The organism is Tolumonas osonensis (assembly GCF_014202415.1).
GTDB lineage: Bacteria > Pseudomonadota > Gammaproteobacteria > Enterobacterales > Aeromonadaceae > Tolumonas > Tolumonas osonensis.
In genome coordinates this window covers 389,005-415,524 of record NZ_JACHGR010000001.1, presented here as the reverse complement: position 1 = coordinate 415,524, position 26,520 = coordinate 389,005, and the positions used below count along the sequence as shown (strand labels likewise).

The following is a 26,520-nucleotide window of genomic DNA, read 5'->3' as shown; positions in this document are numbered from 1 at the left end:
TTTCTCCTAAAATGCATTTTTTAACCAGTTACATTGCCCGTCATCGTACGACACTATGTCAAAACGGCAAGCCTGATGCGCCTCGTTTATTCTCTGACTCATCAGATAATAACGGGCAGTATGACGGATTTTATGTTGTTTGGCAGGGGTAACAGAAGATAACGCGCCGCCATAGTCACGCGAGGCCCGGTAACGCACCTCAATGAAGACCAGGGTGTCCTGTTCCCGCATGATTAAATCTAATTCGCCCTGACGGCAGTGATAATTGGCACAGACAAACAGCAGCCCCTGTTGCTCGAGAAAGCGACGGGCCTGTTGTTCGTAGTACTGTCCCTTACTGCGCCGGTTGCTGGACGGCGGGTTGAGAGAGGGTTGATTCATCGGTTGCCAATTGTCCGTTGGTGTAGCGGGTCCAGAACAGGTCATGCAAAATGACGCCATCGGTGGTGACACGCAATATCCCGGTCAGGCCATTCATGGTCATATCCGGATTCTGGCGTAGTTCACTCAGCTGGCTGACGAGTTTGGCGGCGTCATAGCCCATCGCATACAGACGTAACTGATCGCCGGAAGCTTGAGGTAACGCGGTTTTGGCGATAGCGAATTCCTCTGGCATACGGTTCAGCATCCATGGCATATCGCCCAGTTGCATCCCGTTGAGTGCCAGTGCGACATCGGCGCGCAGACCGCTACTGTTGCTTTTTGAACCCAGATAGTAGGTTGGGCGTACCGGTGAATCACCCAGCATCATATCAATGCTGGATTTGATGTTGGACGCCTCAAAGGCCGATGCCAGCATGAAGATGGCGTCAACCCGGTTCGGATCATTCGCCGGATCATCGGCCAGCGACTGAACCTGACCGGCCTGCAGTGGTGCGCCGGTAGCGCTGCCGCCTAATTTCTGGCGTAATAAACTCAGCAATTCATCCCGGCTGCGGAATTTGGCAACGGTGGCCTCACCGATTTCCAGTGATTGCCAGTAGCTGTTAAATCCGGCCGCGGTCCGATCGCCCAGGGCATTCGACGGCAGCAGTAACAGCGGATTCTTCAGACCATCCTCATGGATTTTCTGAGCAATCTGAGCTGCTTCATCTTCCGGTGACAGCGAGAAGTAGTAGAGATTATCGGCCGCCGGCTGATTCCCCAGCTGGTTCAGTGCCAGCACAGGAATGGCAACGTGGCTGGCAGACAGCTGTTCTACCTTGTTCTTCTGCAACGGTCCGATCACCAGCTGAGCACCATTCTGCTGTACTTTCGCCAGTAATTCCGGCATTGGCAGGCTGTTTTCATCGTAATAGCTAAAGGAGAGCTTGTTGCCAGCGGCCAGATTGGCCTGTTCCAGACCGGCTTTAAGCGCATTGGCCGGTTCAGCCAGCTTGCCGGATAAAGGCAACAATACCGCTACCTTCTGAATATCTGCGGTAGCGGTGATACCACTACTGTCTGTGATAGCCGGCTGCTGCGATTCGGCTGCAGGCGTAAAGAACGCGCCGGCCGGATGCTGCGGATAGCGTTGCTGCCAGTCTGCGAACAACTGACTCTGATTGGTTGATGCTTTGGCGATCTGGGCCAATTCAAACCAACCGGCCGCTTTTTCACGTTTCATGCGGATCGCGGCATTGCTGTAGTTTTTCAGCGTATTGCTGTCGCTGTCTTTTAATAACAGCCAGATTTGTTGCTCGTTTTTGCTGACCAGATCCCCTGACAGGTAAGGATCCAGCGAGATAAGGCTGTTAGCCGCGGCCGTTTTCTGACCGGTCTTTAACAACAGTTCAGATTGTAGACGGTAGTAAAATTGTACCGTCGGGCTGTCTAACGGACGCAAATCGATGCCGGCGATCCGGTTCAGCGCCTTGCTGGACTGGCCTTGTTTACCCAGTTGCAATGCATTCAGCAAGCGGAGCGCGACTTTTTGCCGTGGCGTAATCGCTTCTCTGGCCAGTTGTTGCTGGATGGCGGTGGCCTGCGAGTTATCGCCATCCGCAATCAGGCGACGGGTGGCCAGTACCTGTAACGCAAAGCGATCCTCGGGGGCCGCGTTATCAATCTGTGACAGATACCATTGACTGTCGTGAGTTAATGGGCCGAATGCTGATAACGGTGCATTATCGGCGTAACTGCCGCTCCGGTCTCCGGCGGCACAGCCTGATAACAACAGGACAATGGCAAACAGCCACCAGAAATGTGGTACAGTGCGCAACTTGCTAATCCGGCTCAAGATTTATCTCCAACCTACCTACGTCTGGTCTCTAGTGTAATCGTCACACCGGAACGACACAAATTTTCGACAGGAGTTTTCATGACTATCTCACCTTGTCTGTATATCGTACCGACCCCCATTGGTAACCTGTCGGATATTACACTGCGGGCGATAGAGGTTCTAAAATCCGTGGACTGCATTGCGGCAGAAGATACCCGGCACAGCGGGGTGCTGTTGCAGCATCTGGACGTCAAAGCTCCGATGCTGGCGTTGCACGATCATAACGAACAGCAACGGGCTGGCCTGCTGATCCAGCGTATTCAGCAAGGGCAAAGCATCGCGCTGATCTCTGATGCCGGTACGCCGCTGATTAGTGATCCGGGCTATCATCTGGTGAAAGCCTGCCGGGATGCCGGAGTCAAAGTCGTGCCATTGCCGGGGCCGTGCGCGGCCATTACCGCCTTAAGCGCGGCCGGTTTGCCGACGGATCGCTTTGTGTTTGAAGGTTTTCTGCCAGCCAAGGAAAAGGGGAAAGAAGATCGCCTGCAGGCCCTGGCGGATGAAACCCGCACCATGGTGTTCTACGAGTCGCCGCGCCGGGTGATTGATACGCTGGAATCGATGCAGAAAGTGTTCGGCGAACGGCTGGTGGTGGCCGCCCGCGAACTAACCAAAACATTTGAAACCATTCACGCGTTGCCATTATCGGAAATGATCCCGTGGCTACAGGAAGATGACAACCGTACCCGTGGCGAGTTTGTGCTGATGGTTGCCGGTAAAGCAGATAATAGCGATGAGTTACCAGCGGAAGTATTGCGTACGCTGACGCTGCTGATGAACGATTTACCGCTGAAAAAAGCGGCTGCGCTGACGGCGGAAATCTACGGTGTGAAGAAGAATGCACTGTATGCCTGGGGCCTGGAAAAGCAGAATTCTGAGAGATAGTTTGCCGCAGAGGGCGATACTCCCTATAATGCGCGCGGGGTTGGCCGGGCAATCGCCGTTTTGTTGTTGTACCTTCGGGTAGACGAACAAGAGGGAGGAAAGTCCGGGCTCCATAGGGCAGGGTGCCAGGTAACGCCTGGGAGGCGCAAGCCTACGACCAGTGCAACAGAGAGCAGACCGCCGATGGCCCGTAAGGGATCAGGTAAGGGTGAAAGGGTGCGGTAAGAGCGCACCGCGCGACTGGTAACAGTTCGTGGCACGGTAAACTCCACCCGGAGCAAGACCAAATAGGCTCCCTTGGCGCGGCCCGCGTCGGGAGCGGGTAGGTTGCTTGAGCCTGCGAGCGATTTCAGGCCTAGAGGAATGATTGCCACCGCGCAAGCGGAACAGAACCCGGCTTACAGGCCAACCCCACTAATCTAAGAAAATCAAAGGCTTAGCGGTTTAACCGTTAGGCCTTTTGTTTATGAGCAACAAACTGTGCAACAAATTGGGGAACAAAACCCCGTCATACCTGACCAATCGCAACGGTATTTTCTACTTTTGCTATCGTGTCCCCAGCTCGTTAGTCGATAAACCCAGAGTCCTTCGTTACAGCCTGAGAACAAGAGATGTTCTCATAGCTAAACAACGCCAATCTAAATTGATTGATGTCATAACATCTGCAAAAGAAGCCTCCCAAAATCGCAATACAGATAAATTAACTGCTATATTGGCTCCCTTTGATACTGGTATGACAAATAGGATTAAAGGTATTCAAATGGATGATTCAGATAAGTCATTGCTACAAATTAAACGTGGTTTTTTAGAAATTGCTATCAATAACCTTGAAAGCTATGAGGATGATTACTTAGATAAAATAGAAAATTATGAAAACTCCTCATCAGAATTGTCCGATAATTATTGCTCGGATCTGAATGAATATTTATCTTCTTCACTAATTGAGAGAAGTATAGCTTTTAAGATGGTGGTGAGTGATTTGGTTGAGGATATAAAAAATAATAGTGACAAATTAGAATCATGTTTCTATGCTAGATTCAAACCTATTTATGATGAATATGGTGAAGATTTTTTAAGAGAAACTTTAAAAATGTATTTTAATACTCATTGGAAGATGCCGATGGAATTGGGTGAGGCAATGATTTCTGATGATACCAATAGGTTGAATGCTATTTCTGCAGATTTAAACTCTAAATATCAGCGTGTTTTAACTGAAACAACTATAGCAGATTTGAAAGAAAAGCTTACAAACCAGCAAGTTATTCAGCAATCACAACCAATAAAAAAAGAACAAGATTTGCCAGTTATTTCTCATTATATTCCTGATTTTTTATCGTGGGATGAACGAAGCAGATCAGAAGATATTATCAATGGATACAAAAGAGATCTTGAGTTTTTGATTTTTTCGATAGGTGATAAACCTGTTAATCGAGTGACCAAACAAGATATAAAAGAGTCTTTGCAAATAAAATCCGAAATGCCAAAAATGAGTTTAAAACCTTATAAAGAGCAGGGATTGAAGGCTGTTGTTTACGCGATCAAAAACGATTTAATCGAAATTCCAGAGGAGCATCGTGTATCTTCTAAGTCGGTCAGAGAAACGCTGAAATCTTATCAGTCTTTCTTCTCTGCTTACTTATTTAAATCAAAAGATATATTAACGAAATCGCCTACTGAAAACGTTACCTTTAAATATCAATCAATTCCGTATGCAAATTATACAGATTTACAAATGAATTCGATTGTTAGTTACTATGAACAACAAGAAATTTCAGACAAACAGTTGGTTATATTAACGGCTTGTTATACTGGAATGCGTCTGAGTGAAATATGTAATTTAACATCAGAATCGGTCAAGCATGACACAGAATCAGGCTATAACTATATTTTTATTGAGAAAGGCAAAACAGATGCTGCCCGTCGTGTCATTCCGATTAGTAAAAAATTAGAAGCTACAGGTTTAATCGAATATTTGAATCAGTTAAGACCTAACCAGAAACTTTATTCTAAGAAGCCTGAGTTAATAAACGATGAACTGAGAAAAGCAAGAGAAACCCTTGCTATACCGCATGAAAATGAATATGAGCAACGCCGCGTCTTTCATAGCCTAAGGCATTCACTAATAACAAAAGCTCGTTCTAAAGGCATTACAGACCCTGTATTGCAGAAGGTTGTAGGACATCAAACTAATAAAACAATTACTGACCGATACACACATGTTTTCCCAGTTCAGGACTTAACTTGTGTTGTTGACTGTTTGCCTTGGTAATTAATTATCAGCGCTGGTGGGTCACACAAAAAACCACCAGCAATACCACATAAAACCTTAGCTAAAACACCCACATAAAGGCCCTAGAATCAATTTCTATGGTATAGGCAATGGGTTTCCATTCATGAGCTATCAGAAACGCTTAAAATCGCTCTAAGAGGCCTTAAACTCTATGTTTATCATGAGGCTTAATCTTGCTTCTAAATTTGACAGTTTAAGGCATTCCCATGCTTCAAAGAAACCTGCAATAAAAAGCCCTCTATGAACGCTAAAATCAATTCTAACCAGCCATCCTATGGATAGGTATTGGCAATACCAAAAGAATTGATTCTAGGCTCGTAAAGTGGGCTAAAGAACGGTGTAATAGGTGCTATTACAAGATAGTTGACGCAACAAAAGCAGGCTCAGACTTAGATTAGATACGTACACCTAACGCGATACCTTAGTTTGAACCTTATTTTTGTTGCTTTTTAATTAAAAACAAGGTATGCTAAAAAAGTGATGATTCTGATTAAAAAAATCACTCATTTCAAGCCGAAATAAATTGAATGATTTTACCCTACATACACTGTATGTGGGGCTTTTGCGCGTTAATTAAACCACAATACTGTGTATATGTGGGGTTTATGGGTTTTAGCTAACACACAATACTGGTGGGTTTTTATGAAATACTACGTTAGTAGACAAGTATTACATTACATACAATAACTAAAGGAGAATGGATGAAAAGAAAACAAACAAAAAACTATCCGAGTACACCAACATATCAAGCCGCTCCAAACTCACGTCAATTTACAAAACTAATTAACTTGCTTGAAACACTAATTGATAGGCATGAGAAGATACTGGTTTGTCGATTAGACTTATTAGCTCACAGCTTACCAGACCATAAAGACATACAATTCTTAATTGCTAAAGCAAAAGACAAATATGGCTCTGACTTCTTCGGTTATGCCTGGAGTTGTGAGAACTCCAATGAGCATGGCAAACAAGGTAAACACTATCATGTTGTTATTTTCCTGAATGGACATAAATACAAATCAGACTATAAACACATGAAACATCTGTTGTGCTGGTGGACATTGAAGACTGGTCTATTCGGTTCGGTAGGGCGATATGATGCAGCAAAAGGCGAAAGAAACTCCGTTGGATTGCTCAGACGGGCGGATGTCAAAAAATTTGATGATGTAATATATGGTTTAAGTTATTTATGCAAAACGTCTCAAAAAACTGATAGCTCTGAAAGAATGTTCAATATGACGCAGTTAAAATCCATTACTGATAAAGAGAATTACAGACAAGCAGCTTAATGGCTGTTTTGCTTAACAAAAGCCTTCTCTCCCTCATTTTAATTTTATTTTTTAAAAACAAATAAATTATCAATATTGATAATGATAAAATTGCAGCCAGTCACAGCAAGATTTTCTATTGCTTTACATCTGATTAACTAACATACAATTTATTACATAAAAAGCCTATTAATCTTGCTGTAATTGCCTGTTTTTATATAAATTAACACGTTAAATCATCACGTCTTACGGTGGAAAGTAAACGAATCTTCCGTGGTTTTTTCACCAACGTCTAACCCAATTAATACCTTTTACTTATTCCAATGACGCTTAACAGTAGCAATGCTGATACTCAGCTTTTTAGCTACAGCACTCTGAGATAACCCTTCTGCTTTCGCTTCCAGAACCTTTTCCGTGGTCTCGATGGCTTCTGGTCTACCTAATGTCTTTCCTTCTGTCTTAGCGCGTTCCAGACCATCTCTGGTTCGTTCTTTAATCCTATTTCTCTCAAATTCTGCAAAAGCTGAGAACATTTGGAGCATTAACTTGCCTTCTGAACTGCTAAGGTCAGGCACAGGCAGATCTAAGCAAACAACTTTAATCCCTTTCGTTGTTAGCATTTGAATCGTTTGCTGAATGTCAATGTTATCTCTTCCGAGTCTATCCAGCTTTAAGACCACTAGCGTATCGCCTAACTCCATTTTGTGAGTGACCAAATTAGCAAACTCAGCTCTCTGCATTGCCTGAACACTGCCAGATATAGTTTCAGACACTATACGGTCATCTCGAACGTCATAACCATGTCTTTTAATGGCTTGAATTTGATTCTCAGTCGTTTGCTCTGTGGTGCTAACACGGCAATACGCAAAAATTCTACTCATATCCGTATCCTTCTAAGTTTATTGGTATCACTTAACGGTATCAATAATAAACGCTGGTATCATAAATATCAAATACTATTTTGTTGATACCAAAAAATCACCACATTAACTAGTATCAGATAACGAAGGTTTGTTGATACGAGCCTATACAGTTACCGCAAAGAAAAAAGACATTAAAAATCAGACAAGTTCTGCCTTTTTGTGGTGAGAAATTTAAATTCTACAAATTATGGTGTTTTGATAGCTTTCTCGGATAGGTGTTACCTTTTGTGGGTCTCATATGAAATATTTTGAAATAAATAGAAGATAGGGTACGTGATCTGATGCTGTGCTTATGCGAATAGCTCCTGATCTGGATATTTGTTATCAGCATATAGCTCTTGCGCTATATAGGTTATGAGCTATAATTTATGCATACATAGGAGCTTGTATGTGGACTGTTGTCACCGTAGAGCGGTTTGATGAATGGTTTCTGAATCTTGATGAAAGTGAGCAGAAAAGTATTTTAACCGGCGTATTCAAACTTCAAGAGCTTGGTCCCATGTTAGGGCGTCCAGATGTAGACACCTTAGCTGGCACCAAAAAAGTTAAAAACCTCAAAGAACTTCGTGTTCAGCATAGCGGAAAACCCTATCGGATTTTCTTTGCATTTGACCCACTCAGACAAGCTGTCATGTTGTGTGGTGGCGATAAAACAGGGAATAAGCGTTTTTATGAAACGATGCTCCCGATAGCTGAACAGGAGTTTTTAGACCATCTGGACACACTGAGGTGAGCTATGGCTAAACCACTGAATGAGTTACTTAAAAAAGTAAACCCTGACGTTGTTCAGGCGGCAAAAGAACAAGCAGAGCAGGAAATACTGGAGCTCAGGTTGTCGATGCTTCGTGAGCAGTTGGAATTATCACAAGTCGAAATGGCACACCGTTTAGGTATTTCACAACCCTCTGTAGCGAATCTGGAAAAACGAGGTCAGGAAATTAAACTGTCTTCACTGAAACGCTATGTTGAAGCGATGGGCGGGAAGTTGACAGTTGATGTCCAATTACCTGACGGTCGTCATATAGGCATGAATTTCTGATTTATATTTTTGACTATGGGTAAATGCTGATATTTGCTCATAGTTATAACTTTGCGTGTCCGAAAAAGTGGGTGAAGTCCACATCCAACACCAAATTTTTGTTATGTATTTAGCCACTCATAAAATTCATTTGGCATTTCATTTTCGACTAATTCGATTGATTTTACATCGACTGTTGAATTACACCCTATTAACGGGACTTCAATTACTTTATCTTGTTCAGACCAATTCATAGTAAGGTATCTGATATTATCTTTATCATATGCGACACCAGTAACACGGCCATGTCCATACAATTTCATCGTTTTACCAAATTGTTCTCTTTTTTTCAGAATAACCAAATCACCAGCACAGATTGTATTAAATCTAGCAGCTTGATGTTCGCTTTCTAAAAAATCAAATCGACAAATTCCTTTTTGTCGCCATTCAATATCTAATCTGTTATGGATGTCAGCACTAGGGCAGAATCCCATGAAGAGAATATATGCATCAGCTGGGGTTGCTTGATGTATTGCATTTATAACATGTATTGCATCAGTATCACCTTGTCTATTTTTAAGTTCTGCATTTTGTTTTATTTTTGATAATTCTGCTCGTGACAATGTCTTTGAATTGATTTTTTCAATGATTTTATCATATTTCATTTTATATCCTTGAAGTAGATGATACACAGGGTTAATAGTGGAGAACGATATAAATGCATAACTTTTACTTGTGGGGTTGCGAAGCAATCCAACACCAAGTTTTTGTTAAATTAATTTTTGTTGTGGCCATGCTTTCTGGTGCAGAACACATCTTTCCAATACGTTTCGCGCTCATTAATAAATTCTTGATTGGATGCTTTAGGAATAACCTCAAGAATTGTGTATTGGAAGTTTAATTTATAATCTTCGCTTTTATTTTTGAGTAGTTCTATAAGATCAATGTTACTACCATGCCCAGTTGAAGCATAATAGCACCAACGTTGCCATAAGCCTTCTTCACCATCAGCTTTGCCTATATATAGCTTTCCTGTCGAAATATCAGTAATGACGTATATGCCATTTACTATTGATAATGCTGTTTTCCAGCTATTTTCTTCAGTGATTGTAATTTGTTTTAATTGTTCATAAGATATTGTTGCGTTGGCGTAACCGGGGAATGGATCGCATATGAATTTATCTCTAAGAATTTCAATTAATTGCATGTTAGAAATGTGGTTTTCTGCAATCAGATAGTTATTTCTAAAATTTTTCTCATAGTATAAAACAACTCGGCCGATTAAATCTGAACCATAAGCCTGCAGGGTCGTATCATATTTGAATTTTTTTTCACTTACTTGATTACAACCATTAACGGAATAGACACCACCGAATAGCCATTCATTATTCCTGAGATATATGAGGCTTAGAATGTATTTTCTTCCAAAGTATGCGTTACGTTGACCTTCTTGCCATGTTTTAAAATCACCATTAGTAAATGCAAGTAGAGGCTCAATTTTCACCTTTTCGCCCATAGCCATGTGTAACTTAATATCACTTGGCTCAAGACCATAGATGCTCAATAATTCATTTAAAAACATGACATTCCTTGAGGCTGAAAAGTAATTTAACTTCGAATTGTGCGGTGGCTGAAAGCCATCCGACACTAATTTTTTGTTAGGCTTTCAGTTGATTTTTAACGTCATATCAATATTTCAGTTAGTCTGTTTAAACCAGAAGGCAATATTTCGTATTTTATATAACCTTTAGTGCCCATCTCTCGTATTAAGTTCATGAATACTTTATATTCAGTTTTTGATATATCAAAGCTAGGATCTAAAACCTTCATCCCTGAGTTTGCAATTGATACATTATTAGGCAGTTTGTCTCTATTTATATTTTTTATGGCAGCAACAAAAAGACGCTCAATTTCATTGTCGATTTTAATAGAGTTTTTATGTGAAAAGTCTTCTAGGAAAAGTAAATTATCGAATGATTTAGCTAGGATGGCTCGATCTTTATCTTTACGTTTGCATACAAGCCAAACTTCTTTACCAAATTTCCTTAGTCGATCGCCAATGACTGTGAAATCAGAATCACTTGTAAGAAAGCAATATCGATCTATTTGTGGATTTCCAAGATATAAGGTTTCGAAAGCATCCATGCTAATAAATAAATCAGCACGATTTTTCTCTGTACCAATTTTAGGTGTGTCTAATATGGTGAAATTATGGTTTATAATTTGTTCTTTCAGTGTTTTTTTAGATATAGATTGATTTCCGTATGCAGATTTAATTGCAAATATGCAATTTAAACCATCATCGGTACTTAACAAGGCATTCATTAAATCTTCGAGAATGAAATCTGAGGATGACACGTTTTCCATGTCTATATAAACAGCTATGTTAAAGTTTTGTTTTTTCAATGATTCACCTTACTTGAAATGAAAGCCTAACAATTTATTATCAAGAATAATTCCGTAATTTATACGAATCCAGTGCGCTTATACGGATTTTTTCCATATTTCATTTTTTGTCAGACAAAGCTACCGCAGGATCACATAAGTGCGATCTAGGCCTATTTCTGTCAGATAAGACAGACAAATTTTATCCTAGTCTCATTCTGTATTGGATTCAATCTAGGCTTTTGACCGAAGTCAGTTTTTAGTCAGTTATATCAGCTTCGTTATTGATTGAGTCTGCTATCTCACCAGCAGCCAGATAGAGTGATGCGGATCCGTTTGGGGTTTTAATTTTTTTTATGATTCTATTTGGTATGCACTAGCTCGCTCACTCAGCACCGCTGAGGCTTCGCTTTGAGATCTTGCTGTTGGACGATGGTTAAAGGTTGTGGGGCGTGGCTGTGAATTTCTGGGGCCGAGATTGGAACTGTGATACAAACTGTGCAACACTTTGGGGAACAAGCCAGAGTATGATTTTTAATCACTCTCTATTTTTCAACAACTTCCGTTAAGTCATTTCTTAAACTGGAGTTGGCTTGCGGGCTTACAGGCCAACCCCACTAATTCAAGAAAATCAAAAGCCTGACGGTTTGACCGTTGGGCTTTTTGTTTATGGGCAGGAGCCGTAGTTAACCGCTTTCGCCTTCTGTCACGCCATATGAACTACACTTTTTACTGGTATCTTTTTTATCCGGGGTTGCGATTTGGCGTTCCCGGTCCATTGATTCAGGGAGAGGGTGTATCGTTTTCTCTTGTTATTCAGAGGCATGTCATCCGTGCACAACTCTTCTTGTTCTGAATTAAGGAAGGCATTCTTATGACTGATATCCAGGACACGGTTATTCCCGAAGCATCACATAAGTTGCGTTTACGTCAGCTCAGACCTCAGGATTTCGACGATATCAAAGCCGTATGGCAGGAAGTTTATGGCGGACTGGGCGGGCTGTTCCGGCTGACCAAGACCAAATACCGCCAGCAGATTGCCCGCTTTCCCGAAGGACAGCTCTGTATTGAAGATAATGGCAAAGTGGTCGCCGCAGCGCTGGCGATGATTGTCGATTATCAGACTTTTGGTAACCAGCACACTTATTCTGAAATTACCGACAATTGCACCCTGTCGACGCATGATCCTCAAGGGGATGTCCTTTATGGTGTCGATGTCTTTATCAAGCCGGAATATCGGAGTATGCGGCTGGGGCGGCGGTTGTATGATGCCCGCAAGGAGTTGTGTCGCAAGTTCAATCTCAAGGCCATCATTGCGGGGGGGCGTATTCCCGGCTATCACGACCATATGGATAGCATGTCCCCGGAGGAATATATTGAAAAGGTAAAGGCAAAAGAGTTTTACGATCCGGTCTTGAGCTTCCAGCTTTCAAATGATTTTGAGGTGCAGGGATTACTGGAGGGTTATTTGCCAGAGGACAAGGACTCTTCCGGTTATGCCACCCTGCTGTATTGGGAAAATCATGATTATCAGGCCCGGCCACGTCCGCTGGTCGGCGGCAAGAAGAGCAATGTCCGTATTGGCACGATTCAATGGCAAATGCGCCGGGTGGAATCCTTGGAGGAACTGGTGCATCAGGTGGAATATTTCATTGATGCGTTGGCGGACTATAAAGCGGATTTTGCGGTATTGCCGGAGCTGTTCAATGTGCCGCTGATGGGGCAATTCCCATTGGATACACCGACTGCCGAAGCGATGCGCTTGCTGGCATCCGAATACACCGCGCCGCTTTGCGAAGAAATTGCACGGATGGCGGTGCATTACAACATCAATATTATTGCCGGGAGTCTGCCGCAGCTGGAAGAAGGCGAAATGTATAACGTTGCTTATCTGTTCCGCCGTGACGGTACTCAGGATTGTCAGTACAAATTACATATCACGCCGACCGAACGCCGCCTGTGGAATATGAAAGGGGGGAACAAACTCCGGATCTTTAATACCGATGCCGGCAAGGTAGGCATTCTGATCTGTTACGACTGTGAGTTTCCGGAGCTGGGCCGTCTGCTGATGGATCAAGGCCTGCAGATCCTGTTTATTCCGTTCTGGACAGAAACGAAAAATGGCTATCTGCGGGTTCGGTATTGCGCTCAGGCGCGTGCGATTGAAAATGAATGCTATGTGGCTATCAGTGGCAGTGTCGGTAATTTGCCCCGCTTGGATAACGTGAATATTCAGTATGCGCAGTCTGCCGTTTTTACGCCGTCTGATTTTTGTTTTCCGCATGATTCTATCTTGTCGGAGAGTACCCCGAATACGGAAATGCTGCTGATCACCGATCTGGAGCTGGAGAAATTGAAGCAGCTTCGTTATGAAGGCGGAGTTCGTAATTACAACGACCGGCGGCATGAGCTGTACCGGGTGGAGTGGATTGACGAACCCATCGAGTAGTTCTGTCCGGGATGGTCAGGAGGCTTTCCCGGATGCCGCCAGTCGTTTAAATTCCGCGCGTTGTATTTTCAGTTGTCCGGCAGGCAGTTGTGGCCACGGCAGCCATTGCTTGGGCAGCATGTAGGCGGGAAGGTATTGGCGTAGCCAGTCGGTCAGTTCGCTGAATGCAATGGCGGAGTGTTGCCAGTCGATAAAACAGACGCTACGCATGCCCCATTCCGCATCCGGGACTGGCACCACCACGGCCTGCGCGACCGCCGGATGTTGCAGCAATTGCTGTTCGATCTGTTCCGGCTGGATGTTTTCGCCGCCGCTGATGAACTGGTTGTCGATACGCCCGTTGATCACCAGCGCGTCGTCCTGCCAGTAGCCGGCATCGCCGGTATGAAACCAGCCTTCGTCATCCAGAGGAAGTAACAGCGAACCATCCGGCTGGTAATAGCCGGCAAACAGGGTTTGTCCCCGGACGCAAATCTCGTGGTGCTTGATTGTGACTTCCCGGCCGGACAAGGCCTTACCAACCAGACCCGGTTGCCCGGCAGCGGCCGTACACACCTGCGAGGCCATTTCGGATAAGCCATAGCTGACCCAGGGCCGTAGCTGCTGTTCGCGACAGGCGGCGATCAGGCTCTCCGGCAGCGGGGCGCCGCCCAGCAGCAGATGCTTTACCCGGGTGGCCGAGAAGTGAAAATCAGGTTGTTGCAGCAGACGGTAAAGCTGCGTTGGTACCAGTGACAGGTGAGTGACAGGGGCCTTTTGCAGCAGCTCCGGCAGTGCACAGGCAGGATCGGGTAACACCACACAGGCGCCGGCGAGAAAACAGCGAAACAGGATGGCCAATCCGCCCACATGAAACAGTGGCAGGGATAATAGCCAGCCGTCATTCTCGCCGATTGGAACGAGACTGCCGCGAGCATTGGCCAGATGATTCCCTAGGCGGTGAGCGACGATTTTGGGCGAGCCGCTGCTGCCGGAGGTAAAAATCAGATTGCTGAGCTGATCCTCATCCAGCCGGCACGCCTTGGTCGCAGGCATTTCCTGTGAAAAATCAAACTGCAATCCGGGCGAGGGCCAGCAATGGGTGGCATGAACCTGCTGCAGCAATGCCTGCTGTCGTGCCAGCGGAAATGCCGGATTCACGGGGCAGCAGACGATTTGTTCGCGCCAGCAGACCCAGAGCAGCATGACCAGCTCGGCGCTGTTTTTACTGCAGATAAAAAGATGCTCACCGGCCCGGATGCCAGCTTGTTGCAGTTGCTGCTGCAACGCATTCAGACGGGCATCCAGTTGCTGGTAGCTGAGGGTCACGCCGGCATCCCATAATGCCGGCGAGGCTGGATTTTGTTGTGCCCGCCACCGGATTGGACAGGTTAACTCTTCCATACGACCTGTAATTTCTTGATATCGATCTGTTGCTTGTCATCGAGAACGGTATCGGTGAAATAACGCAATGTATCCAGCCCCGGTGCCTGCTCCGGTGACCATTCCGCAGCCAGCAAGGCCAGCAGGCGGTTACCAAGCTGTGATTCGTGACTGGATGAAATTATTACCTTCACGTTATTGGCTTTGGCCTTGACCACCAGATCGTGACATTTTTCCAGAGAACCGATCAGCATGGGCTTCAGAATCAAGGCTTTAAGCTGTGGGAAAAAGTCCCAGTGCCCTTCACAACACAGGATCTCATCCAGGGCGACACCGACCCCGGTATGCGTGGCGACGGAGCGGATATCGGCATAGCTGGGGCAGGGATCCTCAACATATTCAATATGTGACGGATCCAGCTGTGCCATAAATGTCCAAGCTTCTTCCCGGGTCCATTGCTGGTTGGCATCAAGGATAAATCTGGTTTTCGGTGCCAGGCGTATCAACTCCCGGATCATGGCCAGTTCATCCCGCATCGGATAACGGGCCACTTTCAGTTTCACCCGGGAGGGGTAGTCATACAGCCACTCTTTCCAGCTCCAGATAATATCGTCCGGGGATCCCTGCAGCAGCAGGTAGGGTGGCAGCGGCGTATGTTTCAGTATCGGCCAGCTGCGACGGGCACAATCCAGACCAAACTGGACCGAAGGATACGTAACCGGAATGGTCTTGCCCTGTTTGAATGCGGTCAGAAAGGCAATAGTTTCCTGCTGCGCCTGCTCCAGTGTTTCGCGGGAGAAGCCGGGTAACGGAGCTATTTCACTCCAGCTGCTTCCCCAGTGCAGTAACAGGCCCTCACGCTGTGCGATCGTCTGATCGTGGAAGGTCATGGGCTGGGTGAGGGGCAGTTGATAGCGGTACAGAGTGATATCCATGATGGGCTGTCCTTATCCGCGATAAAACGAGTCTTCTATCATCTTATACCAGAATCCCGGTGCCGGGATCGGCACCGGGTTATCATCTGTCGCTTATGGGTTACGCGGGAATTTGCTGAAGTCGGGTTCCCGTTTTTCGTTAAAGGCGTTGCGGCCTTCCTGACCTTCTTCAGTCATGTAGAACAGCATGGTGGCATTACCGGCCAGCTCCTGCAGGCCGGCCTGACCATCACAGTCGGCGTTCAGTGCTGCTTTCAGGCAACGGATCGCCATCGGGCTGTGCTGCAGGATTTCACGGCACCAGCGTACGGTTTCTTTTTCCAGATCGGCCAGTGGAACAACGGTGTTGACCAGCCCCATATCCAGCGCTTCCTTGGCGTCATACTGACGGCAGAGGAACCAGATTTCGCGGGCTTTTTTCTGACCCACCAAACGCGCCATATAGGAGGCGCCCCAGCCGCCGTCGAAGGAGCCGACTTTCGGACCGGTCTGGCCGAAGCGGGCATTTTCCGCGGCGATGGTCAGATCGCACAGCATATGCAGCACGTGGCCACCACCGATCGCATAACCGGCGACCATCGCCACGACCGGTTTCGGGCAGGTACGGATCTGGCGCTGGAAGTCGAGCACGTTCAGGTGGTGGGTGCCTTCGTCATCCTTGTATCCACCGTAATCACCGCGCACTTTCTGGTCGCCGCCGGAGCAGAACGCCAGATCGCCTTCACCGGTCAGGATGATCACGCCGACGCCGGCATCGAAGCGGGCATCCTGCAGCGCTTTCATCATTTCGATCACGGTCAGCGGACGGAACGCATTGCGCACCTGTGGCCGGTTGATGGTGATTTTGGCAATACCTTCTGCGGATTTGTGATAGCGGATATCCTGATAACCGGCACTGCAATCCTGCCATTCGATGGGGGCGTACCAGCGGGCGTCGTCATCGTGAAGTTGCATATTTTTCTCTCATCAAAAAGTGAAGGCATTCAGCCACTGCCGGAGGGCAACAGCCATGGAATCGGGATTGGCCCGGTGCAGATTATGACCACCGGCCAGACAGGTTACGTGTAACTGCGGATTTGTCGCGGCCAGTTGTTCTCCGACCGTTCGGAATTTCAGATCCTGTTCACCGCAAAGATACAGCATCGGCAGCGAGGTGGTTTTGATCCAGTCCTGATAGCTGGCCTGTCTGGCGAGGGAACAGCGGCAGAGCATGCTGGCCAGTGCACGCGGCTGGTTGTGGCTGCGGGCAATAATCAGTTGTGCGCGTTCATGCGGGCTTAAGTCATGAAAGACCGGCTGCTGATACCAATCGGCCAGCACCTCAGTCAGCTTTTCCCGGTAAAAGCGTTTTGCCCAGCGGGCATCGGCCTGTGCCCGGTTGGCGCGCGCGGTTGGCGAATCAAGGCCGGGATGGGCATTTTCCAGGATCAGGCTTTGCAGGCCCTCTGGTCGGGTTACCGCAAACTGCAGCGCCAGTCGCCCGCCCAGTGAATAGCCCAGCAGATGATAGTGGCGGATGTTCCGGCAGGTTAACTGCTGGTGCAGCCATGCCGGAAAATCGGCCATGCGGTGTAACGGCATGTCTGCTGACGCGCCATGACCGGGCAGATCCAAGGCAACACAGTGGACGTCAGGTAAGTTCGTTTGCAGTTCCTGCCAGTCGCTGGCGGCACCGAGAAAGCCATGTAACAACACGAGAACCGGTTTGCTCACGCTGGCAGGCTCCGCACCTGCAGGGCGAAATTTTTCAGCCAGTCGGCCGCTTCACCGGTTGCAACCCGACATTCCAGCACAGTGGCCCGCGGCTGCGTCAGGGCTGTCTGATAGGCCTGATGGAAGGTCGGCGCATCAGTCGGCGCGGCATAAGCCAGTTCGAACTGTTCCGCACCGGCCCGGAACTTGAGCCCGTGTGGTAATTGATAATACTGTTCGCGGATCCGATTCTGTTCCGGCACCGGCAGCAGATGAAAAATATTGCCGCCATCGTTGTTAATAATGATTAATACAAACGGCGTGGTCAGGGTGCGCAGCAAGGCCAGGCTGTTCAGATCAAACAGTGCCGAGGTATCCCCGAGCAGCAAGGTCGTCGCCTGCTCCGGATGCGCTTTGGCAACGCCGGCGGCCGTGGCGATCAGGCCATCAATGCCGGAGGCGCCGCGGTTGGTATAGACATGCGCGGGGTGAACGCCTGCGCTTCCCAGCATATCCAGCAGCCGGATCGGCATGCTGTTACCGGCAAACAGGATGCCCTGCAACTGACGGTTCAGCTGATGACACAGCGTGATCTCGCCCCAGTCCGGCAGGTTGCTTGCAATCAGCCCGGCCAGTTTCTGCTCCCAGGTCTGTAACGGCAACCACGGGATGCGCTGCGGTTCACAGTGATGCGTCCGGCACCAGGATTCCGGTGAGACGACGAAGCGTTGCTGTACGGACAGACCGTTATCCAGCCGTTCTGAACGGCTGTCAATTTGCCAGCAGTGCTGCCAGGGATGGTCGTTCAGAAAGGTCTGCAGGCGTTTTGACACCAGACGACCGCCAAACAGCAGCAGCGTCTCTGCCTGGGCCAGTTCTTTCCTGAATTGCGGGTGATGTAGTGCCAGATCAGCATAGGTCACAGCCTGCGGATGAAACCGCAGTTGTGACTGGATATCGGCCAGCAGTGGCCAGCCAGTTTGTTGTGCCAGCTGGAGCACGGCGGCCGCATCTTCACGGCGAGATAGCCGGCCGGCCACAATAATGCCTTTGCTCTGGCGTACCTGTGGCCATAGCGGGCTGGCCGGACAGACCGGCTGCATCGCCTGATACTGTGTCCAGGGTTGCGTGCTGCCGAGCCAGGTGTCCAGTCCGCGCAGGGCATCGGGTGGCAGTTGCTGTCCGGCTACCGGGTACAAGGGTTCCCGGAACGGGCAATTCACCTGTACCGGGCCGGGGATCTGTTGCTGCTGAAAGGCGGCCTGATCAAGGGCGGCCAGTAACCAGGAAGGCGCGATGCCGTTGTCCGGTACCGGGAGCTGCAGCTGATGTACCGGATAACCGGCAAAGATCTGTGACTGTTCGATGGCCTGATTGGCGCCGCAGGCAATCAGCTCGGCCGGACGATCGGCGGTCAGTAGCCATAACGGAATACCGGATTGCCGGGCTTCCACCACCGCCGGCAGCAGATTGGCGACGGCACTGCCGGAAGTGACAATCAGGGCGACCGGACGCTGATGGCCCTGCGCCAGCCCCAGCGCCAGAAAGCCCAGACCGCGTTCGTCAAAATGCAGATGGGTACGGAGCCGGGGATGGGCGGCGGCGGCCAGTGTCAGCGGGGCAGAACGGGAGCCTGGGGCAATACAGATATCCTGTACGCCCAGCCGGGTCAGCTCTTCAATCAGCAAGGCACTCCACAAGGCATTCTGACTGTCCAGCGATGACCACGGCTCAGTCATGCCAGACACCCAGCATGCTGTTGAGTTTGGTATCCAGTTCCTGCCATTCGGCGTCGGCATCGGAACCGTTCAGGATCCCGGCACCGGTATACAGATACAGCTGATTGTCATGCCACAGACCGCTGCGGATAGCGACGGTAAATTCCGAGACATCTTCACTGATGAAGCCACAGGCGCCGGCATACCAGCCACGCTGATGCTGTTCCAGCGCCCGGATCTGAGCCAGTGCCTTGCGGCGGGGGCTACCACCGACGGCCGGGGTCGGATGCAGGTTTTTCAGTAACTGCCAGTCGGAAGTATCCGGCCGCAGCGTCGCTTCAATTTCGCGTTTGATATGCTGGATATGTCGTAGTGGCAGGATCCGGGCTTCCGAGACCACTGCGGTATCCGCCAGTCCGTCCAGGCGGGTCAGAATATCGGTATGGACGAAGCGGTTTTCGAGACGGTTTTTGCCATCCTGCAGTAACAGCTCCGCCAGTTCGGCATCCTGTTCCGGTTCGCCGGTCCGGGGCATGCTGCCGGCCAGCGCCTCGCTGGACAGCGCCCGATCCTGCCGGCGGTAAAGTCGTTCCGGGGAACTGGCGATAAAGCAGCTCTCCGGCGAAAACTGGAACCCGATATGGAAACAGGCCGGCGTCGCGCTCTGCCAGCTGGCCAGCAGTGACCAGGGTTCCAACGGTTCGCTGAAGGTCAGCGCAGAACGGCGGGATAGCACGACTTTCGGGATCGTTTTTAATGCGTCCGGATGCAATACCTGCGACAGCCATTGCTGCCAGTGGGGCTTGTCCGGCATATCCTGGCGGCTGCGCTGGGCCGGCAGATATTTCTGCAACGTTTTTTCCGGTTGTAACTGCGTCAGCGCGCTGCGCGCTGCGGCCAGTTCCTGCTGCGTATTCTGTCCGTCAAACAAGAGGTTACAGACCAGTTCCGTCTGATTGCCCTGCCGGATCAGTTCGATGCGTGGCAGCACGAAACGACATTGTCCGAAGTCCTGCCATTCGCCGTTGACCGGTTGCTGATAATCAAAAGCCAAGCCGCCGTAATAACGGGGATAGCTGCCGGCGGACGGGCGGGGCTGACCGGTGAGCGCTGAAAGCTGAGCCGGATCCGTCAGTTCGCGGATGGCCCCCAGTACGGCAAACTCCCGGTCGCGCTCACGGGCATGCCAGTAAATGCGGGGAAACAGCGGCTGTGCCTTTAACCAGCCAATCAGTGAGGTGACGTCCATCGCTGTGCGCAGGCGAACAAAGCCATGTTGTTCGGCGGCAGGAAGCGAATCGAGTTGTTCCAGTAAACGAGTTTGAGCCAGCATGGGAATCATCGCATAAATCGGGATGCCATCGGTCGCGATAGGGGCGGGAAACTGCCAAAAGGCGTTGGCATCCGGTATAGTACGCCCTTTGCAGGAGCGGCGTCCGCCCGAAGAATCGCATCAGTATAGGGCTGAGTGCACCAAGGGTAAACCCACCTGTATCAGTTGTGACGCCAAGTCACTGTCGGATGAAAGGAAATGAGTGGTCTGATGAATAAACCACGTTGGAAAATCTGGATGCAGGCAGCGCGTCTGCGGACGTTGCCACTGGCCTGTGCGGCGGTGTTTTTAGGGAGTGGACTGGCAGCCGGCGCGGATCAGTTTCGCGGCAGCGTATTCGCATTATGTCTGCTGACTGCGATTGGTCTGCAGATTTTGTCGAATCTGGCGAATGATTACGGTGATGCCGTTTCCGGGGCTGATAATGAAGATCGGGTCGGCCCGCAGCGCACCGTGGTGAGTGGTCTGATCACCAGAGAACAGATGCAGCGCGCCATGGCGCTGGTGGCCGGATTGACGATTCTGAGTGGTCTGAGTCTGTTATGGACCGCCTTTTCCGGCGACTGGCCGGCGATCCTGACCTTTATCGGTTTTGGCGGACTGGCACTGATAGCGGCCGTGACTTATACCGTCGGCCGCAGACCGTATGGCTACCGGGGGCTGGGTGATCTGTCGGTTTTTCTGTTTTTTGGTCTGCTCGGCGTACTGGGAACCTATTATCTGTTTACCCGGCAATTTGATCCGTATCTGATCCTGCCGGCGGCGGGCTGTGGTTTTCTGGCGACTGCCGTGCTGAATATCAATAATATCCGCGATATGGATACGGATGTTGCCAGCGGCAAACTGACATTTGCGGTGCGGATAGGACGCAGCTGGGCGCGACGTTACCACTGGTTCCTGGTGGTTGGCGGTGGCCTGACCGCCCTGATTTATATCGCGTTGCGGGCGCATTCGCTCTGGCCATTGCTCTGTCTGCCGGCATGGATACCTTTGCTGCGGGCCGCCTGGATCGTGGAGACCAGTCAGGATCCGGTGTTGCTGGATAAACAGTTAAAACGCACCGCCATTGGCAGTTTGTTATTTAATCTGTTGCTGGCGATCGGGTTTGCACTCGATTAATCGGGTTTTATTGATATTTTCCCGAATGAATAACAGCGAAACTTGAAACGTGACTACGCGCAATCCATGCTGTTATGTAGAATAGACAATCAGATAACCAGTCGAGTTTTGGAGTAAATCATGGCGACCAAGCCAGCGAAATCAGTTGGGAATGCAAAACGCCCTGACAGCAAGAAGAAAAAACCGGTATTTACTGCTCAGGATGGCCGTGATCAGAAAAAAGATGCGAAACGCAAAGGTCTGAAGCCAGGCGCACGTAATAGTGTGGAAAGCAAAGAACAGAAACAGGCGCGTGAAGCGAAAAACAAGGATGCGCGTGTCGGTTCCCGCAAACCGGTCGCGCTGGTGGCAGAGGCGCCGGTCAAAGCGGTGAAACCAGTCAAACCAGCAGAGCCAAAGCCAGAAAAGAAAGAAGTGGCCCCGGAACAGCAGATTGCCAAATGGGAACGCGAGCTGGACAAGCTGGAAAACGACGATCGTCTGAACGCGTTACTGGACAAGCTGGAGCTGGAACAGCCGGTTTCTGAGGAAGAACAGGAATGGCTGGACAAGAAACTGGCGCGTCATCAGGAACTGCTGAAGCTGCTGGGTCTGAATGAAGAAGATAAAGAAGGCAGCAGCGATCAGGATGAGTTGCTGCAGCGCTTTATCGACAACGATTTTGATCCGAGCCAGTTTGACAGCCGCTATAAAGAAGACTGATAGGAATTCTGTAGCCACACGGGATATTTCGTGTGGCTACGGCTCGCCTTCTGCAGACGTTCATCCATATACAGCATGCCCGGCAGTTCATTTTCCAGAATGTCGCTGTTTTCCCCCAGAACATAACTCACCGCGTTAGCAATCAATTCTCTTAACGGCGTATAGACGGTCACCAGTGACGGGTAGATCTTGTTGATCAATGGATCGGCACCCATGCCCACGATGGCGATATCGCCTTGTGCTATGTCATGGACTTCGGACAGATATTTCACCGCGCCTAATGCCATCGCATCGTTAAAACAGAGTAAGCCGGTGAAATCCTTGGTTTTGCGGAGCAAGTCTCTGCAGGCGGAATAACCGCCATCAATATCCCGGGTCCCTTCGGAGAAATGGCTGAGCGGGAAGATCTTATCGTGTTTTGCTATGGTGTTTTTAAAGCCGGTGATCCGGGTGCGGGCGGTTTCTTCCGACAGCGGGGCTGACAGATAGGCGATCTTTTCGTGCCCGTTCGATAACAGAAACTCTGTAGCCAGCGCGGCGATTTTTTCATTATCGAACCAGAAATATTTTTCTGTCTGCTGCTCACCTTTCTTGTTCAGAATAGCGATGGGTTTCTGTAAATGATCCAGCGCACTCCGGATGTTTTCACTGGTGAAATCCACATTGATAAAGGAGCTGTGGTAATAGATGATGCCATCGCACTGATGCACCATCAGTTTATTGACCGAATCGATAAACGAAGATTCCGAGTCATCCATTTCAACGACGATGGCCACCTTGCCCCGTTCCGCCAATAAATCGATGCAGGTGGTAATAAAATCATACGTATTAATATAGTAATTGCTTCTGGTCGGAATGATCAGACCGATGACATTGGTGGTTTTGGTCGTTAACGACTGCGCAATCAGGTTGGGCTGATAATGCAGTTCATTGATGATCTTCTCTACTTTCTCCCTGATCTCTGGCGAAACCTGTTTGTTATTAATAACCCGGGAGACAGAGGCTTTTGAAACACCCGCTAATTGTGCGATATCGTCCATTTTAACCATCGTAGTCTCCTGAGTTATCTTTATATTTGGTTGGTCTTTGCGCTAATGATTTAAATATTCATCAATGACACACAATACCCCATGTTCATTGTTGCCCGGTGCGATGTAGTTCGCGACTCGCTTCACGTTATCGTTGCCATTGGCCATGGCATAGCTGTATTTGGCGCTATGCAGCATTTCAAGATCATTATTACTGTCACCGAACGCCATGCATTTATCGAAACTGGTTTTCCAGCGGGTGAGCAATTTGGCGATTCCGGCCGCTTTATGGCTGTTATTGGAAATTAAATCGATGCTGTCATGGCCGCTGGTGACCAGTGTTATTTCGCGGGGGAGTTGAGTTGTCAGCTGATTTTCAAAATAGCTGACATCAGGCGTCGTTAACGCGAATTTAATGATGACGTCATCGATTTCGTCATAACTGCCGATTTTCTTCAGCCGGTGATAATAACGGGAGGCATGGTTATACAGCGTCTCATCCGCATCGTTCAGGATATAAGCGCTGTTAACACCACAGATGATCGGTCTTAATGACGGATGCTGCTGTAAACAGGCAATCACGTCGTCCACAACCTGGCCGGGGATATCATTCACATGAATAATCTTGGCCTCGTCAACCACCAGTGCCCCGTTTTCGGCGACATAGGCCAACTCGTCCTGGAAGGGTTCAAAAAAGGATTTCAGCTGGTAATACTGATTCCCGCTGGCAACCACAAATTTGATGTTTCGTTCCTTCATCAGTGCATATTGTCGTTTGAACCGCTCGATGTCATAAGTCATCTGATCGTTCAGAAATGTGCCATCCATATCTACGACAATTAGCTTGATGGTGTCGTTAAAACCCTGTGCAGACATATACCTACCCTGAAAAATACATGAACAGGTGAAACCGGTTTCAGTTTGTAAAAATAATAGTCCCGGTTGGGTTATTGTGCCAAGCACTATGAGTGTGACATTAATCACAAATGTACGAATGTGTTAATTTGCATTGATCGCTTATGTTCATTTATGTATATTCCGCCTGTTTCTTATCTGAACAGGCTGAACCGGATGGAGAAATCGCAGCAGCGAGGCAAAGCCGCTTTACTGCGTGTGTGATCACCCCGAATTTCTATTGAGGAGTTGGCATGAAAGTAGGGCACATCGTTCTCTGGACCTGGAAGATGAACAAACAAGATGGCAATCTGATTGAGATCATTGCAGAACAGTAAGCGGGAACTTATTTTTACCTAAAAATGTAACCGGTTACATTTTGTGGGTAATGTTCATTGGTGTTCATTTCTTTATACTGACCTGAATGTCGATGTTGAGGTTATGAAAAGTGGAAAAACTGGCTCCTGAAGAGCGTCAGCAAATCATTCTGGATTTATTGCAGGCCGAAGGAAAAGTGCTGGCGATGGATCTGGCGGCGCGATTAAACACGACGGAAGCGACCATTCGCCGGGATCTGCGCTATTTGTCTGACCATAGTTTATGCAAACGCATCCATGGCGGTGCGTTGGCGCAGTCCGCCATCATCGCGACGCCGCTGGAACGTAAATCCATCAGCTCGGATGAAAAAAACGCACTGGCGATTGCGGCACTGCGTCTGATTAAAAACAATCAGGTGATCTTTCTGGATGCCAGCACCACGCATTTACTTCTGGCGGGTCTGCTGCCGCGGGATAAAAACCTGACGGTCGTGACCAACAGCGTCAGTATCGCCACACGTTTATTAGAACATTCAGGGATCAGAACGATCGTGCTGGGCGGGGAGTTAAATCCACTGATCGGCGGCGCGGTCGATAGCAAGGCGATCCAGGAACTGGCTATTTTCAAATTCGATCTGGCACTGGTCGGGGTCTGTTCCTGGAGCAGTGAAAGTGGTTTTTCTGCTGTCGATTATCAGGATGCGCAATTCAAACGCACGCTGATTGATCGCGCCGGTGAAATCGCGGTCTTATGTACGCAGGATAAAATCGATAAATACGCACCGTATAAAATCATGGATACGAAAGATATCGATCATTTGATTTTATATACAACCAGTAATACCCAATTGGAAAAGCAGGTAACCGATGCCGGCGGCTTGGTTCTGTATAACGAATAGCATTTTAAAGGAACAGTTATGATTAAATTAATTATCACCGATATGGATGGTACCTTCTTAAATAGTCATGGTGATTTTAACCGGCCCTTATTTGCCGAAGTAAAAGAGCTTATGCATACCAAAGGCGTTAAGTTTGCTTTATGTACTGGTAAACAATGTGAACGCGTGGAAGAGTTATTTGGTGATGATGTCCATAACTTCTGGATCCTGGGTGACAGCGCGACCCGTATCAAACACAAGGGCGAATATGTCTATCAGTCGCTGATTAAAAATAGTCTGGGCCTTGAAATTATAAATACGCTGGAATCAGTTCGGGATGACCATGTGGTGATCGCCTGTACGCCGAATGGTGCTGTGGTTAAAGGCTCTATTGCTCCGCATTTACTGAATAAAGTCAGAAAGTCTTACACCAATGTGCGGTTAGTTGGCGATTATGCCGAGCTGACAGACGATTTCGTCAAAATCACCGTGTATGACGAACAGGGTCGTTGTCACGATACCAAACCGCATCTGGCCGAATTCTTTGATAAAGCCTATATCGTAGTGTCGGAAGCCGCCTGGATCGATATTGCTGATGCCGGTGTCCATAAAGGAACCACAGTAGAAAAACTGCAGACTATGCTGGGTGTCGCCCCGGAGAAAACCATGGTGTTTGGTGATGGTCTGAACGACATCGAGCTGATGGAAAAAGGCGCCTATAGTTTTGCCATGCGCAATGCCTTTGATGAAACCAAAGCGGTTGCCAATTATATCGCGCGTTCCAACGATGAAGATGGTGTCATGAAAACCATCATCCATATGTTGAATCTGCTGCCGTAACCGAAGGCAAGGGCTGCTGTAGTTTTCTGCCGGGTAAGCACGTTTGTCGGGTAAGCACCGTTGGATGTTGTGGCGGGCTATAGCAAGAAAGTTGTGTATAGTAAGTGTGATGATGATCTGAATGTCAGTGTGCGTCGTACACCGGATATAACCATCTGCACGATACGTGATTTTTTGCTATAGCTATACCATGCGTGTGACTTAACTTTTTAAGTCTCTCTATT

Annotated in this window: 24 protein-coding genes and 1 other RNA gene; 11 read left to right on the top strand and 14 right to left on the bottom strand. The window is 48.3% G+C overall.

All coding sequences use genetic code 11. From position 1 onward, the window contains the following. Positions 1 to 6: 6 nt before the first annotated feature. The gene (locus tag HNR75_RS01865; protein WP_188025306.1) at positions 7 to 381 is read right to left on the bottom strand and encodes a YraN family protein; all 375 of its coding nucleotides are present in this window, start codon (positions 379 to 381) and stop codon (positions 7 to 9) included. Further along, a complete protein-coding gene (locus tag HNR75_RS01860; protein WP_188025305.1) occupies positions 335 to 2,218 on the bottom strand; it encodes a penicillin-binding protein activator in 1,884 nt (627 codons plus the stop codon). Before HNR75_RS01860 ends, HNR75_RS01865 begins: the two co-directional genes overlap by 47 nt. An 81-nt stretch (positions 2,219 to 2,299) precedes the next feature. On the opposite strand from HNR75_RS01860, the gene rsmI reads away from it, so the two are divergent. The 4 genes from rsmI (at position 2,300) to HNR75_RS01840 (ending at position 6,724) form a co-directional block, all read left to right on the top strand. Continuing rightward, on the top strand, positions 2,300 to 3,145 hold the full coding sequence (gene rsmI, locus HNR75_RS01855; protein ID WP_188025304.1) for a 16S rRNA (cytidine(1402)-2'-O)-methyltransferase: 846 nt from the start codon (positions 2,300 to 2,302) through the stop codon (positions 3,143 to 3,145). Between the two features lie 36 nt (positions 3,146 to 3,181). Beyond that, an RNA gene (rnpB, locus tag HNR75_RS01850) (RNase P RNA component class A) lies at positions 3,182 to 3,562 on the top strand. Between the two features lie 49 nt (positions 3,563 to 3,611). After that, positions 3,612 to 5,414: a tyrosine-type recombinase/integrase gene (locus HNR75_RS01845; RefSeq protein WP_188025303.1), complete on the top strand. Its 1,803-nt coding sequence runs from the start codon at positions 3,612 to 3,614 to the stop codon at positions 5,412 to 5,414. 722 nt (positions 5,415 to 6,136) lie between these two features. After that, complete coding sequence (locus HNR75_RS01840; RefSeq protein WP_188025302.1) at positions 6,137 to 6,724, top strand: YagK/YfjJ domain-containing protein; 588 nt, start codon at positions 6,137 to 6,139, stop codon at positions 6,722 to 6,724. 290 nt (positions 6,725 to 7,014) lie between these two features. On the opposite strand, the gene HNR75_RS01835 is transcribed toward HNR75_RS01840, so the two are convergent. Continuing rightward, positions 7,015 to 7,584 carry a recombinase family protein gene (locus HNR75_RS01835; protein WP_188025301.1) on the bottom strand — a complete coding sequence of 190 codons (570 nt, stop codon included), beginning with the start codon at positions 7,582 to 7,584 and terminating at the stop codon, positions 7,015 to 7,017. A gap of 430 nt (positions 7,585 to 8,014) precedes the next feature. Here HNR75_RS01835 and HNR75_RS01830 point away from each other — a divergent pair, with 430 nt between their 5' ends. Together HNR75_RS01830 and HNR75_RS01825 are read left to right on the top strand one after the other, a co-directional pair. Next, positions 8,015 to 8,359 carry a type II toxin-antitoxin system RelE/ParE family toxin gene (locus tag HNR75_RS01830; protein WP_188025300.1) on the top strand — a complete coding sequence of 115 codons (345 nt, stop codon included), beginning with the start codon at positions 8,015 to 8,017 and terminating at the stop codon, positions 8,357 to 8,359. A gap of 3 nt (positions 8,360 to 8,362) precedes the next feature. Then, the gene (locus HNR75_RS01825) at positions 8,363 to 8,665 is read left to right on the top strand and encodes a helix-turn-helix domain-containing protein (protein WP_188025299.1); all 303 of its coding nucleotides are present in this window, start codon (positions 8,363 to 8,365) and stop codon (positions 8,663 to 8,665) included. A gap of 101 nt (positions 8,666 to 8,766) precedes the next feature. On the opposite strand, the gene HNR75_RS01820 is transcribed toward HNR75_RS01825, so the two are convergent. The 3 genes from HNR75_RS01820 to HNR75_RS01810 all read right to left on the bottom strand — a co-directional run bounded on the left by HNR75_RS01820 (position 8,767) and on the right by HNR75_RS01810 (position 11,050). Beyond that, positions 8,767 to 9,309 (bottom strand): hypothetical protein, encoded by a 543-nt coding sequence (locus HNR75_RS01820; RefSeq protein WP_188025298.1) that lies wholly within the window; start codon positions 9,307 to 9,309, stop codon positions 8,767 to 8,769. A 110-nt stretch (positions 9,310 to 9,419) separates the two neighbouring features. Continuing rightward, the gene (locus HNR75_RS01815) at positions 9,420 to 10,226 is read right to left on the bottom strand and encodes a GIY-YIG nuclease family protein (RefSeq protein WP_188025297.1); all 807 of its coding nucleotides are present in this window, start codon (positions 10,224 to 10,226) and stop codon (positions 9,420 to 9,422) included. Positions 10,227 to 10,327: 101 nt separating this feature from the next. After that, positions 10,328 to 11,050 (bottom strand): NYN domain-containing protein, encoded by a 723-nt coding sequence (locus HNR75_RS01810; protein ID WP_188025296.1) that lies wholly within the window; start codon positions 11,048 to 11,050, stop codon positions 10,328 to 10,330. A gap of 853 nt (positions 11,051 to 11,903) precedes the next feature. On the opposite strand from HNR75_RS01810, the gene HNR75_RS01805 reads away from it, so the two are divergent. Then, the gene (locus HNR75_RS01805) at positions 11,904 to 13,478 is read left to right on the top strand and encodes a bifunctional GNAT family N-acetyltransferase/carbon-nitrogen hydrolase family protein (protein WP_188025295.1); all 1,575 of its coding nucleotides are present in this window, start codon (positions 11,904 to 11,906) and stop codon (positions 13,476 to 13,478) included. Between the two features lie 15 nt (positions 13,479 to 13,493). On the opposite strand, the gene menE is transcribed toward HNR75_RS01805, so the two are convergent. From menE to HNR75_RS01775, 6 genes are all read right to left on the bottom strand, one after another. After that, positions 13,494 to 14,861: an o-succinylbenzoate--CoA ligase gene (gene menE, locus HNR75_RS01800; protein WP_188025294.1), complete on the bottom strand. Its 1,368-nt coding sequence runs from the start codon at positions 14,859 to 14,861 to the stop codon at positions 13,494 to 13,496. Next, entirely contained in the window at positions 14,849 to 15,775 is a 927-nt protein-coding gene (gene menC, locus HNR75_RS01795) for an o-succinylbenzoate synthase (RefSeq protein ID WP_188025293.1), read from the bottom strand. Before menC ends, menE begins: the two co-directional genes overlap by 13 nt. A gap of 93 nt (positions 15,776 to 15,868) precedes the next feature. Continuing rightward, positions 15,869 to 16,729: a 1,4-dihydroxy-2-naphthoyl-CoA synthase gene (gene menB, locus HNR75_RS01790; RefSeq protein ID WP_188025292.1), complete on the bottom strand. Its 861-nt coding sequence runs from the start codon at positions 16,727 to 16,729 to the stop codon at positions 15,869 to 15,871. A gap of 12 nt (positions 16,730 to 16,741) precedes the next feature. Next, on the bottom strand, positions 16,742 to 17,488 hold the full coding sequence (gene menH / locus HNR75_RS01785; RefSeq protein WP_188025291.1) for a 2-succinyl-6-hydroxy-2,4-cyclohexadiene-1-carboxylate synthase: 747 nt from the start codon (positions 17,486 to 17,488) through the stop codon (positions 16,742 to 16,744). Further along, a complete protein-coding gene (gene menD, locus HNR75_RS01780; RefSeq protein WP_188025289.1) occupies positions 17,485 to 19,206 on the bottom strand; it encodes a 2-succinyl-5-enolpyruvyl-6-hydroxy-3-cyclohexene-1-carboxylic-acid synthase in 1,722 nt (573 codons plus the stop codon). The genes menH and menD overlap by 4 nt, the downstream gene beginning before the upstream one ends. Further along, positions 19,199 to 20,518, bottom strand: a complete 1,320-nt coding sequence (locus HNR75_RS01775) for an isochorismate synthase (protein WP_188025288.1) — start codon at positions 20,516 to 20,518, stop codon at positions 19,199 to 19,201. Before HNR75_RS01775 ends, menD begins: the two co-directional genes overlap by 8 nt. A 210-nt stretch (positions 20,519 to 20,728) precedes the next feature. On the opposite strand from HNR75_RS01775, the gene HNR75_RS01770 reads away from it, so the two are divergent. Continuing rightward, on the top strand, positions 20,729 to 21,637 hold the full coding sequence (locus HNR75_RS01770) for a 1,4-dihydroxy-2-naphthoate polyprenyltransferase (RefSeq protein WP_246358679.1): 909 nt from the start codon (positions 20,729 to 20,731) through the stop codon (positions 21,635 to 21,637). A 120-nt stretch (positions 21,638 to 21,757) separates the two neighbouring features. Then, complete coding sequence (gene yihI, locus HNR75_RS01765) at positions 21,758 to 22,339, top strand: Der GTPase-activating protein YihI (protein WP_188025286.1); 582 nt, start codon at positions 21,758 to 21,760, stop codon at positions 22,337 to 22,339. Here yihI and HNR75_RS01760 read toward each other — a convergent pair. Together HNR75_RS01760 and HNR75_RS01755 are read right to left on the bottom strand one after the other, a co-directional pair. Then, positions 22,324 to 23,388, bottom strand: a complete 1,065-nt coding sequence (locus HNR75_RS01760; protein ID WP_188025285.1) for a LacI family DNA-binding transcriptional regulator — start codon at positions 23,386 to 23,388, stop codon at positions 22,324 to 22,326. The genes yihI and HNR75_RS01760 overlap by 16 nt on opposite strands. 42 nt (positions 23,389 to 23,430) lie before the next feature. Next, positions 23,431 to 24,243 carry a Cof-type HAD-IIB family hydrolase gene (locus tag HNR75_RS01755; protein ID WP_188025284.1) on the bottom strand — a complete coding sequence of 271 codons (813 nt, stop codon included), beginning with the start codon at positions 24,241 to 24,243 and terminating at the stop codon, positions 23,431 to 23,433. Positions 24,244 to 24,709: 466 nt separating this feature from the next. Here HNR75_RS01755 and HNR75_RS01750 point away from each other — a divergent pair, with 466 nt between their 5' ends. Beyond that, the gene (locus tag HNR75_RS01750) at positions 24,710 to 25,477 is read left to right on the top strand and encodes a DeoR family transcriptional regulator (protein ID WP_188025283.1); all 768 of its coding nucleotides are present in this window, start codon (positions 24,710 to 24,712) and stop codon (positions 25,475 to 25,477) included. 18 nt (positions 25,478 to 25,495) lie between these two features. Further along, on the top strand, positions 25,496 to 26,296 hold the full coding sequence (locus HNR75_RS01745; RefSeq protein ID WP_188025282.1) for a Cof-type HAD-IIB family hydrolase: 801 nt from the start codon (positions 25,496 to 25,498) through the stop codon (positions 26,294 to 26,296). Positions 26,297 to 26,520 lie beyond the last annotated feature (224 nt).